Origin of the sequence: Halomonas almeriensis, from assembly GCF_030409235.1 — a bacterium.
GTDB classification, from domain to species: domain Bacteria; phylum Pseudomonadota; class Gammaproteobacteria; order Pseudomonadales; family Halomonadaceae; genus Halomonas; species Halomonas almeriensis.
This window is the reverse complement of sequence record NZ_JAUFPO010000007.1, coordinates 34,117-46,109: the sequence shown is the minus strand read 5'-3', so window position 1 is coordinate 46,109 and position 11,993 is coordinate 34,117. Positions and strand designations below refer to the sequence as shown.

8 protein-coding genes are annotated in these 11,993 nt (G+C 63.9%); 3 read left to right on the top strand and 5 right to left on the bottom strand.

The window, feature by feature from the left end; genetic code table 11:
- Positions 1–99: 99 nt before the first annotated feature.
- The 5 genes from QWY74_RS06605 to QWY74_RS06585 form a co-directional block, all read right to left on the bottom strand.
- A complete protein-coding gene (locus QWY74_RS06605; RefSeq protein ID WP_290314023.1) occupies positions 100–2,964 on the bottom strand; it encodes an FAD-binding and (Fe-S)-binding domain-containing protein in 2,865 nt (954 codons plus the stop codon).
- A 10-nt stretch (positions 2,965–2,974) separates the two neighbouring features.
- The gene (locus QWY74_RS06600; protein WP_264826871.1) at positions 2,975–4,672 is read right to left on the bottom strand and encodes an L-lactate permease; all 1,698 of its coding nucleotides are present in this window, start codon (positions 4,670–4,672) and stop codon (positions 2,975–2,977) included.
- A 110-nt stretch (positions 4,673–4,782) separates the two neighbouring features.
- A complete protein-coding gene (locus QWY74_RS06595; protein WP_264826872.1) occupies positions 4,783–5,436 on the bottom strand; it encodes a LutC/YkgG family protein in 654 nt (217 codons plus the stop codon).
- Complete coding sequence (locus QWY74_RS06590; RefSeq protein ID WP_264826874.1) at positions 5,433–6,860, bottom strand: LutB/LldF family L-lactate oxidation iron-sulfur protein; 1,428 nt, start codon at positions 6,858–6,860, stop codon at positions 5,433–5,435. Before QWY74_RS06590 ends, QWY74_RS06595 begins: the two co-directional genes overlap by 4 nt.
- Positions 6,857–7,612: a (Fe-S)-binding protein gene (locus tag QWY74_RS06585; protein WP_264826875.1), complete on the bottom strand. Its 756-nt coding sequence runs from the start codon at positions 7,610–7,612 to the stop codon at positions 6,857–6,859. The genes QWY74_RS06590 and QWY74_RS06585 overlap by 4 nt, the downstream gene beginning before the upstream one ends.
- A 327-nt stretch (positions 7,613–7,939) precedes the next feature.
- Here QWY74_RS06585 and QWY74_RS06580 point away from each other — a divergent pair, with 327 nt between their 5' ends.
- The 3 genes from QWY74_RS06580 to QWY74_RS06570 are packed head-to-tail and all read left to right on the top strand — an operon-like array spanning position 7,940 to position 11,986.
- Complete coding sequence (locus QWY74_RS06580) at positions 7,940–8,701, top strand: FCD domain-containing protein (RefSeq protein ID WP_264826876.1); 762 nt, start codon at positions 7,940–7,942, stop codon at positions 8,699–8,701.
- An 8-nt stretch (positions 8,702–8,709) separates the two neighbouring features.
- Positions 8,710–10,611, top strand: coding sequence for a sensor histidine kinase (locus QWY74_RS06575; RefSeq protein ID WP_264826877.1), 1,902 nt, complete (start codon positions 8,710–8,712; stop codon positions 10,609–10,611).
- On the top strand, positions 10,604–11,986 hold the full coding sequence (locus tag QWY74_RS06570) for a sigma-54-dependent transcriptional regulator (protein ID WP_264826878.1): 1,383 nt from the start codon (positions 10,604–10,606) through the stop codon (positions 11,984–11,986). The genes QWY74_RS06575 and QWY74_RS06570 overlap by 8 nt, the downstream gene beginning before the upstream one ends.
- Positions 11,987–11,993: the final 7 nt, after the last annotated feature.

Below are 11,993 nucleotides of genomic sequence, written 5' to 3'. Positions count from 1 at the left end.
GCCGCTAGCGAGGTTGGCCCGTCGCCGGCAGCGGATGCGTACTATATGACCTCAGCCGGCTTCATGCAAGGAATTTTTCCCAGCCTGGCCCAGGCCGGCTCAGCGTACCTGGCTGGCCGGCCGACTTGCCCGGTCGAGCAATGACAGAATACTGCGGTAGGGAATAGCCCCGTGTTCGCTCAGGCCGATCTCACAGGTACGCGAGTTCGAATAGCCGGCATCGCAGCCCGCCACCTGGGCTGCCAGCCCCTCCAGCGCCGAGGCATTCAGCTCAGGCACGCTGAACCCCTTGTCACCACTGAAGCCACAGCACTCAATCCCTTCGGGTATCACCACATCCCGGGCGCAGGCGCTGGCCAGCGCCTGAAACTTGTCATTCAGCCCCATGCGTGTGCTGGAGCAGGTGACATGCAGGGCGACACGTTCGGGCAGAGGGGTGATATCCAGACGCCCCAGTAAATGGTCGTGAGCGAATGCCACCGGATCATGCACCATCAAGGAAGACTCGAACCGCTCACCCAGTCGCAGGGTACAGGGGCTGGTGTCGCAGACAACCGGCCAGCGGCCATTCTCGCTGGCCGCCAGCAGCGCCCGTTCCACTTCGGCTGCCTTGCGATCCCCCTCCTCGAACTGGCTCCTGGACTGGAAGGCCATGCCACAGCACAGGGATGATACCTCCTCCGGCACCACCACCGAGAAGCCGGCCTTTTGAAGTAACGCCAGGGTAATCTCCATGACCGACCGTGACTCCTGCGGGTCGGGCCCGGCCCCGAACATCCGTGTGGCACAGGAGGGAAGATACACCACCTTGTCGGCTGCATCCGGCCCGGCGGGCAGATGACCCAGCACACGGACCGGTGCCGCGGCAGGCATCGCGGGTCGCCATACAGGCAGGCGGTCACCACTGGCACGCCGCGCGGCACGACTCATGGCCAGCATCCCGCGCTCACCGATGACCTTACGCCCTGCCCCGGCAAGCATCAGGACACCCCGGGCCATGCGCGTCGTGGCGGTGAAATGCGCCCCTACCTGCCTTGCCAGCGGCGCTTGGCCACGCCCCTGATCATGACGAATGGCGCGCATCAGGTCGCCGGTATTGATATTCACCGGGCACTGGGTCGCGCAGAGTCCGTCGGCGGCGCAGGTATCCACTGCCTGATATTGGTAGGCATCCTGCAGCTCCTCCAGCCGCGCCTGGTCCTCCGGGGCACGAGCCAGCCCCAGCGCTTCGAGACGCGCCAGCTCTCGACGCACCACGATGCGCTGTCGAGGCGTCAGGGTGAGTTGCCGGGAGGGGCAGACAGACTCGCAGAAACCGCACTCGATGCACTTGTCGATCAGGGGGTCGGCGGCGGGCAATGGCTTGAGGTTCTTGAGGTGCAGGGTCGGGTCACGACTGAGCATGACATCCGGGTTGACCAGCCCCTGCGGATCGAAGAGTGACTTGATCTCCCACATCAGCTGATAGGCATCACTGCCCCACTCCAGCTCGACATAAGGTGCCATGTTGCGACCGGTGCCATGCTCGGCCTTGAGCGAGCCTCCATATTCCACCCCGACGAGCTGGGCAACGTCGTCCATCAGAGCCTGATATCGCTGAGTCTCGCCTGGCTGCTCGAAGCCCTGGGGAAATACAAAATGCAGATTGCCATCCAGAGCGTGGCCGAAGAGGATGGCATCATCATAGCCATGTCGCTTGAAGGCAGCACTCAGGGCGTTCACCCCCTCTTCCAGCCGTTCGATGGGAAAGGCCACATCCTCGATGACCACGGTGGTTCCGTTGTCGCGCACCGCACCCACGGCCGGGAAAAGGCCCTTGCGAACCTTCCAGTAAGCCTCATAGGTCGCACTGTCACGGGTAAACGCCAGGCGGTCCAGGGTCACGACATCCGCCATGGCTTCCTGAACCTCCTCGAGGCGTGCCGCCAGTTCCGCTTCACTGTTGCCGCGCACATCAATCAGCAACGCGGTCGCGCCTTCCGGCAGATTGTTCAGGGCCTCCGGCATGCCCGGCTTGCCCTGCACGGAACACAGCGCCGCGTAATCCATCAGCTCCACGGCCGATACCGGCGTGGGCTTGAGCCGCATGGTGGCTCGGCAGGCCGCAGCCATGTCGGGGAAGAACGCCAACGCCGCCGCCTTGCAGGCTTCATCCGTGACACTGCGATAGGTGATCGAGGCAATGAAGCCCAGGGTGCCCTCGGAGCCGATCATTAGATGCTTGAGAATCTCGATGCCGTCGACAAAGTCGACAAGACTGTTGAGGGCATAGCCGGTGGTATTCTTGAGGCGATACTTGTGACGTATGCGCTCCGCCAGCACGCTGTTGGCTCGGGTCTCAGCCGCCAGCCCCTCGAGACGTTGCAACAGATCGCCATGACTCCGGTGAAACGCCGCCACGCTCTCGGCATCTGCGGTATCCAGTAGGGCGCCGTCGGCCAGGATCAATCGTATGTCCTGGACCGTCTGGTAGCTGTTCTGCGCCGTGCCACAGCACATGCCGGACGCATTGTTGGCGGCGATGCCACCGATCATGCAGCTGCCGATGGATGCCGGGTCGGGACCGATCTTGCGTCCGAAGGGGGCCAGCAGGGCATTGGCCCGCGCCCCGATCACCCCCGGCTGAAGACGAATCGCCCCACCGTCGTCCAGCACCTCGGCATGCCGCCAGTCACGCCCCAGCTGGACCAGCACCGAGTCCGTCAGGGCCTGCCCGGACAGCGAGGTACCGGCGGCACGGAAGGTCAGCGGCAAACAGCGCTGGCGACACTCAGCAAGCAGGGCCTGCAGCTCGGACTCACTCTCGACCCGCACCACCAGGCGGGGAATCAAGCGATAGAAGCTGGCGTCGCTGCCATAGGCCAGGGTGCGCAGCGGGTCGTCGATCAGCCTCTCTTCCGGCAAATGAGGTTGCAAGGCCTGCTTCAATGCCCGATAGCCAGACGTCTGGGGTGTGACACTCATCGCGACCTCCTCATGAGTTCAACGGGTCGAGACCGCCCGCCAGTCCGACGGCCAACAGCCCCAGAATACCGGCCGCCAGCAGATAGTAGGCCGTGGGAATGATCGTCAGTCGCAGGACTCGCCCCTCTCGCCCGAGCAGCCCCACGGTAGCCGAAGCCGCTACCACATTATGGATGGCAATCATGTTGCCTGCCGCCGCGCCGACGGCCTGCATGGACACCATCAGGGCACTGGAGATCCCTAGCAGCTCGCCGACACTGAACTGGAACTGCGACAACATCAGGTTGGAGATGGTATTCGAACCGGCAATGAAAGCGCCGAGGGCGCCCACGCTCGCCGCAAAGAGGGGATAAACCTGCCCCACGGCATTGGCGACCAGATCCGCCATGGCCACGGGCATCGCCGGCAGGTCGGCAGCGTTGATGCCCGAATTGATCAGAATGCGCACCATCGGCACCGCGAAGATGAGCACAAAGCCGGCACCCAGCAGGGTCCGCCAGGACTCGCTCACCGCCGCGCCCAGCTCACCCCCTCGCATGCGATGCAGCAGGAAGGTCACCAGTACCACCATCAGCATGATACCGCCGGGGAGGTACAACGGCTGCACACTCCCGGATATACCTGACTGCCCCAGGATGTCGCTCCAACCAAAGGCCAGAAAGCTCGTAAAGAAGTCCTTGACCGGCGCTGACACACGCGAGATGACCAGCAGGACCGCCAGCAACAGGTAGGGGAGCCAAGCCATTTTCAGCGACATCGGGGGCTTGGCGGTCAGGCTGTCGAGCTTGATTTCAAGATTGCCCATCCAGGCTGTCGGCCACTCACTGGCCGGCGCGAAATCCCACTGCGTTTTCGGCAGCAGGAACCCGGTTCTGGCCGCGGGCAGCACAATGGCCATGCCCACCAGCGCTCCAATCAGTGAAGGGAACTCGGGGCCGAGGAAGACACCTGCCGCCGCGTACGGCAACACGAAACTCAGACCGGCAAAGATGGCGAAGGGGGCCACATCGAGCCCTTCGCGCCAGGAGCGGTTACGCCCGAAGAAGCGAGTCAGCATCACGCACATGAACAGCGGCATCAGCACTCCCACCAGGGCGTGAGTGATCGCCACCTCGGAGGTGATCAGCCGATAGAACATCTCCCAGCTGGCGCCCTGGGCTTCAAGGCTGGCGGTGATCGCCGCCTTGTCCAGCCCCCCCGTGACACCCACCACGATGGGCGTGCCGACCGCGCCGAAGGAAACCGGCGTGGACTGTATCATCATGCCGATCATCACCGCCCCGAGCGCCGGGAAGCCCAGCGCCACCAGCAGGGGCGCCGCTACTGCGGCCGGTGTGCCGAAACCCGAGGCACCCTCGATAAAGCAACCGAACAGCCAGGCAACGATAATCGCCTGTACCCGACGATCCGGACTGATCGAGGAAAAGCCGCCGCGTATGGCGGTGATGGCGCCCGAGTGCTTGAGCGTGTTAAGCAGCAGAATGGCGCCAAAGATGATCCACAGGATAGCGACGGTCAGGATCAGCCCCTGGATCACCGAGGCAGCGACGCGCACCGGCGTCATCTCCCAGACAAACAGGGCGATCAGCACGGCAACGCCCAGCACTACTGGCATGGCACGGCGGGCCGGCCAGTTCATGCCGACCAGCAGGACGCCGGCCACCACCAGAGGGGCAAAGGCCAGCAGGGACGATAGGGTATCAGTCATCACGGTTCCTCCCGGGCCAGATCACATCAGAGCACGCGGAGCGCTCTGCCGGGTGCGTCGACCCATCATTGTTATGCAACGTGGTTGAAAGGGAATTGGTTTAAAGGAATTCAGTGACGCACCAGCACCACCAGATCGCGTGGGCCATGCACGCCATATGCCAGCACCTGGGCGATATCGGCGGTCTTGCTGGGACCGGAAATCAACAAGGCGTTGCCGGGCATCCTCTCGGTCCAGCCGTGTCGCTCGACCACCTCGAAGAAGGTGTCCTCGAGCGTTGCCGCATCCAGAATGGCCAGATGCAGCGGTGGCACCAGACTCAGCAGGCGTGGTTCATCCGGTGTTGGCCACAACCAGAGACTGCCGGTCTCGGCAATAGCGCCCCGACATGACGTCAGCCCGGCATCCACCCGGTGGAACAACTCGGCCTGCCAGCTCTCCACCGCACGATCGGCATCGACCAGAGCGATGTCCGATCCGCTCAGGGCCTCCCGGGCCTGCCGGGCGACCTCATGATCACGTCCCAGCGCAAGGCGCTTGACCCCTGTTTCGTGCAACACCTCACGCAACGCCGAGGTCCAGGCATCCATCGAGGTGTGCACCACCCGGGCATGGGCAGTCGTCATCAACTGCTCGAAGCGCGCCAGACGCTCGGATGGCGTCCAGGCACGCCCTGTCATCACCGAGAAGTCACTGGGCGGCGGCACCAGCTGGCCATCCGTTCGCTGCCGCAGGCGAGCAAGAATCCTGTCGCGCGCACTCATGATGACGTCCCTCCCCGATGGCGCCGCTTGAGCATGGCATGCAGAGTCCGAGGCGCGGGCTTCGGGGCACTGCGATGCTCGGTCCATGGCCCCAGACGGCTTGGCGTCAGGCCGCGCAACGGCCCCGCCAGCGCCGTCGCCCCTCGCCAGGCGGCGGGATGCGTGGCCAGCCATTGCCAGCCCTTCCAGGCGGCCACCTCACTGCGACGCCGCTTGACACCGGCGCCGGCGACATTGCCGCGGCCTTCTCCAACGGCTTCCTGTCGCAGGCGCACCAGCAAATCGGGGATCGGAATCTTCACCGGACAGACTTCGCCGCAGGCCCCACACAGGCTGGAGGCCGATGGCAGTTCGCGGGTCGCTTCCAGGCCTTGCAGGTGCGGCATCAGGATGCTGCCGATCGGGCCCGGGTAAGTGGTGCCATAACTGTGCCCGCCGACCCGGGTATAGACCGGACAGTGGTTCATGCAGGCGCCACAGCGAATGCAACGCAGAGTGTCGACCAGCTGGTCATCCTGATAGATCGTCGATCGCCCATTGTCGACCAGCACCAGGTGGACCTCGCTCGGCCCGTCATGCTCTGCGTCACCGCGAGGCCCCGAAATCATGTTCAGGTAGGTGGTCGCCTGCTGGCCAGTGGCCGAACGTGTCAGCAAGGCATACAGCGGCGGCACGTCACGCAATTGCTCCACCACCTTTTCGATACCCGTCACGGCGATGTGCACAGGCGGCACGCCGGTGGTCATACGTCCGTTACCCTCGTTCTCGACCAGACACAGGGTGCCAGTCTCGGCCACCGCAAAATTGACCCCCGAAATGCCCACATCGGCCTGCATGAAACGCTCACGCAGTTGCTGACGTGCCGCGCCGGTCATCAGGTCGACATCCTCGGTGCGCTCGATGCCGGTCTTATCGTGGAGGATGTCGGCAATCTGGTCGGCGTTGAGATGGATCGCCGGCATGATGATGTGCGATGGCGTCTGCTCATTGAGCTGCAACAGATACTCGCCGAGATCCGATTCCAGCGACGAGATGCCGGCCTCTTCCAGATGCTCGTTGAGGTGCATCTCCTCGGAGACCATCGACTTGCCCTTGATCACCGACTGCGCGTTACGGGACTGGCAGAGTTCGCGGATCAGCCGACAGGCCTGCTCGCTGTCCTCCGCCCAGTGCACGTGAATGCCATTGGCCTCGCACCGGGTTTCCAGTTGCTCCAGCAGATCCGGCAAAGACGCCAGCGCACGCTGGCGAATGCTGGCACCAAGCTCGCGCAGCCGGGGCAAATCCCACTGGGCAAAGCTCTCCTGGCGCTTGGCCATCAAACCATCCATGGCCGAGCGGAAGTTGTCGCGAATCTGGGCATTGCCGAGCGCATCATGCGCCTGCTCGTGGAAACGCTGCGGGGTATAGGTCTCGACACTCATGCGCTTCTCCGCCACAGGTAACTGGCGATATGTTCGCCACGCACCGCCGAGCCGCAGCGCTCGAGGCGCCCATCGATATTCATCAGACAACCACAGTCGGAGGTAACGAAGCACTCGGCCCCGGTGGCTTCGATGGCACGGCGCTTGTCCTCGACCATGGCGCCCGACACCTCGCCATGGCGTACCGCAAAGGTCCCCCCGAAGCCACAGCATTCGGTTGCTCGGGCCTGCTCGACGAGCTCGACGGACGACAGCTGTGTCAGCAGTGCAGGGCCGGTATCGGCCAGCCCCATTTCACGACGCGCGCTGCATGACGTATGCATCGCCACCACCTGCGGGGCTCCCTTGTCCTCCAGCCGTAGATGACAGACGTGCACCAGAAACTCGGTCAGCTCGAACACTCGCCCGGCCAGCTCCCTGGCGCGAGCCTCGCTGGGCGTGCCGGTGAACAATGACGGATAATGCGTACGCATCATCCCGCCACAGGAGCCGGAGGGCACCACGATCGGCCAGGGCTCGGGAAACAGCTCGAGTTGCGCTTCTGCGACGGCGCGCGCCTCGGTCTGGTAACCGGAGGTGTAGGCCGGTTGACCGCAGCATGTCTGATCGTCGGGAAAGACGACCTCGATCCCTTCGCGCTCGAGCAGGCGAATGGCGTCCATTCCTGCCTCGGGATAGAGCACATCGATCAGACAGGTGCCGTAGAAGTAGACCTTCGCTGGCTTGGGGGGATAACACTTGATGGCATCCATGGCCTCTCCACACTTGTTACCGGATGGTGAAATGAAGGCAGAAGGTATCCATGGACCGCACCACGACGCAGACACCCTGACCCGCTCACTGGCAGAATCGCCACAATTGGTAAAACCAATTTACAAACAATCGAATCTAGACACTAGAGCGCTTTACCAGAGGGGTCAAACAATCCTGACCCTCCGCCACCTAAACTTTAGTATTAGAGCCATAAAAAGATTTATAAAACGCTGTTTAAAGGGGAAGAAAAATCCGTGGCGGGTAATTGCCATGACCCGGACAACAGCCTAATATTGGTCTTACCATTTACTTGAAAGGAATTTGCCATGGTCGACCAGAGGGTCAGGCAACCCCGTCTGGCGGATGCCATCGTCGAGCGCCTCGAGTCGATGATTCTGGAAGGCAGCTTGAAACCCGGGCAACGACTGCCACCGGAGCGCCAGCTGGCCGAACAGTTCGGCGTGTCGCGCCCCTCGCTGCGCGGTGCCATCCAGACCCTGGCCGCACGGGGCTTGCTGGTCAGCCGACAGGGCGGCGGCAACTTTGTCACCGAGGACCTCAACACTCGGCATACCGACCCCCTACTGGGAATGCTGAGCCGTCACTCGGAATTTCATCTCGACCTGCTGGAGTTCCGTGACGCCCTGGAAGGACTGGCGGCCTACTATGCGGCAATGCGTGCCACCCCGGCCGACCGCCAGATGCTGATCCAGCGACACGACGAACTCGAAGCCGCCTTCCAGGGCAAGGACCCGCAATACGAGGCCAGCCTGGATGCGGCCTTTCACCTGGCCATCGCCGAGGCGGCCCATAACGTGCTGTTGTTACACACCATTCGCGATGTGTTTCACCTGCTGGAAAAAAGCATCGTCGAAAATCTCAGACTCCTGTTTGCACGCTCCGATGCCCGCCCCAGGCTGGTCCAGCAGCACCGGGCGCTGCTTCAGGCCATCCTCGATGGCGACCCGGAAGAGGCCCGGCAGCGTGCCCATGAGCATATGCTGTTCGTTGAGGAAGGCATGCTCGAGCTCGAACGCTCCGAGACTCGCTCGCAACGTTCACTGCGTCGCGCCCAGTCCACCACATGAGCCGGCCGATGCAACGTCGCCGCCGTCATGCACGCCTCTTGCTGCTGTGCGTGGTGCTGGCCGGGCTGCTGCTGTGTATCTGGCAGACCGCCCATGTCGCCCGTGAGCAAGCCCTCGAGGACCTGCGCCAGGATGCGGAAAACGAGCTGCGATTGTCAGCTGCCGGCCTGGTCGGGCACCTGTCGCGTCATGACTACCTACCCGAGCTGCTGGCCTCCCGGGAGCTGGTCAAGCGCTTCCTTGCCAAACCTCAGCAACAGGACGCCATGCCGCTCAACCTGCTTCTCGACCGCTTCCGCGCCACTGCCGGTGTGTCCGACATCTATCTGCTGGATCGCCAGGGCGATACCCTGGCCGCCAGCAACTGGCATCGCCCGGACACCTTTGTCGGCCAGAACTACGCATTCCGGCGCTATTTCCAGGAGGCCATCAAGGGTGAGAATGGACGCTTCTTCGGCCTGGGGTCACAGTCCGGCGACCGCGGCTATTACTTTTCGGCGCCGGTCTGGCTTGACCAGGCCAATCCCTCGGCGCGGCCGGCGGGCGTCATAGTGGTCAAGGTTCAGTTGAGTGATGTAGAGCACAGTTGGGCCGAACAGGATGCCGAACTGCTGGTGACCGATCGCAACGGCATCATCTTCATGGCCAGCCAGCCGGACCTGCGCCTGACGGCCATGCAGCCTCTCAGCGACGAGCAGCGCCGGGCGATTCATGGCTCGCGACGCTATGGCGAGGCCGCGCTGCCGCATGCCGGTATCACTCCCCTGGAGCGCCCCGACAGCGGCACGCGCCTGGTCGATGTCACGTCCGGCCCCCTGGCCACCACCCGCTATCTGAGCCTGACCCGGGCCATGCCCGAGTTCGAATGGGACATGCATATTCTCAAGCCGGTGACGCCGGTCGTGAATGCCCAGTGGGTCTCGTCACTGCTCGCCGGCGGTCTCTATGGCGTGGTGGCCCTGGGCGGTGCCATCGGCTGGCAGCGCTGGCGCCTGCGTCGCGAACGCGAGCGATTTGCCGAGCGCGAACGCCGCACCCTGGCCCGGGCCCGCGACGAGCTCGAGCGCAACGTGGCCAACCGTACCCGTGACCTGGTGGCCACCAACCAGCGCCTGTCCGATGAAATCGAGGAGCGCCGGCGCGCCGAACAGAGCCTGCGCGAAACCCGCGACGAACTGGTGCAGGCCGCCAAGCTCGCCGTGCTAGGACAGCTGGCCGCCGGCATCAACCATGAGCTCAATCAACCACTCTCGGCGATTCGTGCCTATGCGGAGAATGCCGGCGCCTTCATCGAGCGCGGTCGCACCGACACCGCCGCGGCCAACCTGGCCCAGATCATCGAGCTCACCGACCGCATGGCTGAGATCAGCGCCCAGCTACGCCAATTCTCGCGCAAGAGCGGCGATACCCTGACCAGTGTCTCGGTACCTTCCTGTTTCGACTATGCCCTGCGACTTTTCCAGACACGGCTCAACGAACTGGCCGTCAGTGTCGAACGTGACTGGGCGCCCGATGACATCTGGGTTCGCGCCGATCCGGTGAGGCTTGAACAGGTCCTGGTCAACCTGATCGGCAATGCGCTCCAGGCCATGAGCCACACCCCGGCGCCGTGCCTGACCCTGACGATCCGGGCTGAAGCCGAACGAGTCTCCATCAGCGTGGCCGACAATGGGCCGGGCATCGAGGAATCCCGCCTATCGCGTGTCTTCGAACCCTTCTTTACCACCAAGTCGAGCGGCAGCGGGCTGGGGCTGGGGCTCTCCATTTCGGGGCGCATCATCGACGACCTGGGCGGGCGCATCGAGGCCGGACACAATGCTGGCGGTGGCGCCCTCTTTACCATTACGCTGCCCCGGGATGCCGGGCCAACACCCCGGAACGCCAGCGAGGAGCCTGTGAGTGATGCATGACAACACCGAGGTGCCGGTGATGATCATCGACGATGAAGCCCACTTGCGGATGTCCGCCGGGCAGACACTCGAGCTCGCCGGTTACCGGCCACAGGGCTATGCCAACGCCGAAGCGGCCCTGGCGGATCTCGAAACCGATTTTCCCGGTGTCGTGGTCAGCGACATTCGCATGCCGGGCATGGACGGCATGGCCCTGCTGCGCGAAGTGCGCCGCCGCGACCCGGACCTGCCCGTGGTACTGATCACCGGCCACGGCGACATTTCCACTGCCGTGGAAGCCATGCGCGAGGGTGCCTGGGACTTTCTGGAAAAGCCCTTTGCCGGCGAACGCCTGGTCGAGGTCGTGCGACGTGGCAGCGACAAGCGTCGCCTGAGCCTTGAGAACCGTGCCCTCAAGGCGGAGCTCGAAGCCCAGCAATCAGCGCCCGGGCCGCGCCTGGTGGGTCGCACCCCAGCCATCCAGCGCCTGGCCGCCATGATCCAGCGCATCAGTCGGGTCGAGGCGGATGTCCTGTTGTTCGGCGAGACCGGCACGGGCAAGGACCTGGCCGCTCGCGCGATCCACGAGCGCAGCTCGCGGGGTGGCCACCCCTTCGTGGCCATCAATTGTGGTGCCGTTCCCGAGACCACCATCGAATCCGAACTCTTCGGCCATGAAAAGGGAGCCTTCACCGGCGCTCTGGAGCGTCGAATCGGCAAGTTCGAACATGCCGCCGGCGGTACCGTCTTCCTCGACGAAATCGAATCCATGCCGCTGTCCCTGCAGGTCAAGCTGCTGCGCGTGCTGCAGGAGCGCAGCGTCGAGCGCCTCGGCTCCAACCAGCCGGTTGCGCTGGACATCCGGGTCATCGCCGCCACCAAGGTGGACCTCAAGGCTGCCGCGGAGGCCGGCGAATTCCGCGAAGACCTCTACTATCGGCTCAATGTGGTCACCCTGCCGATCCCGCCACTGCGCGAACGTCGCGAGGACATTCCGCTGCTGTTTCAGCATTTTGCCGCGGTCGCCGCCAGCCGCAGCGGCATGGAAGCCCCTCCGCTGAATGCCACGGGTGTCTCGGCCCTGATGGCCCACGACTGGCCGGGCAATGCCCGCGAACTGCGCAACCTGGCCGAACGCTACGTGCTGCTCGGCGTGACCTGCGATTACCACCTGGGAATGCTGATGGAAGGCGTTGACCATGACAGTCCGGAACTCTCCCTGCCCGAGCAGGTGGAGTTGTTCGAGAAGCAACTGATCAGCCAGGCGCTGGCCCGCCACCATGGCCATGTCAGCGAGGTCTGCGAACACCTGGGCCTGCCGCGCAAGACCCTCTATGACAAGCTGCGCCGGCATGACCTCAAGGCCGAGCATTATCGCCACGCTGCGGAAAGCTGAGCACACA

What these genes read in the sequence shown, in the direction of transcription:
- QWY74_RS06605 (WP_290314023.1), bottom strand. Translation starts at nt 2,964, where the DNA reads ATGAGTGTCACACCCCAGACGTCTGGCTATCGGGCATTGAAGCAGGCC.
- QWY74_RS06600 (WP_264826871.1), bottom strand. Translation starts at nt 4,672, where the DNA reads ATGACTGATACCCTATCGTCCCTGCTGGCCTTTGCCCCTCTGGTGGTG.
- QWY74_RS06595 (WP_264826872.1), bottom strand. Translation starts at nt 5,436, where the DNA reads ATGAGTGCGCGCGACAGGATTCTTGCTCGCCTGCGGCAGCGAACGGAT.
- QWY74_RS06590 (WP_264826874.1), bottom strand. Translation starts at nt 6,860, where the DNA reads ATGAGTGTCGAGACCTATACCCCGCAGCGTTTCCACGAGCAGGCGCAT.
- QWY74_RS06585 (WP_264826875.1), bottom strand. Translation starts at nt 7,612, where the DNA reads ATGGATGCCATCAAGTGTTATCCCCCCAAGCCAGCGAAGGTCTACTTC.
- QWY74_RS06580 (WP_264826876.1), top strand. Translation starts at nt 7,940, where the DNA reads ATGGTCGACCAGAGGGTCAGGCAACCCCGTCTGGCGGATGCCATCGTC.
- QWY74_RS06575 (WP_264826877.1), top strand. Translation starts at nt 8,710, where the DNA reads ATGCAACGTCGCCGCCGTCATGCACGCCTCTTGCTGCTGTGCGTGGTG.
- QWY74_RS06570 (WP_264826878.1), top strand. Translation starts at nt 10,604, where the DNA reads ATGCATGACAACACCGAGGTGCCGGTGATGATCATCGACGATGAAGCC.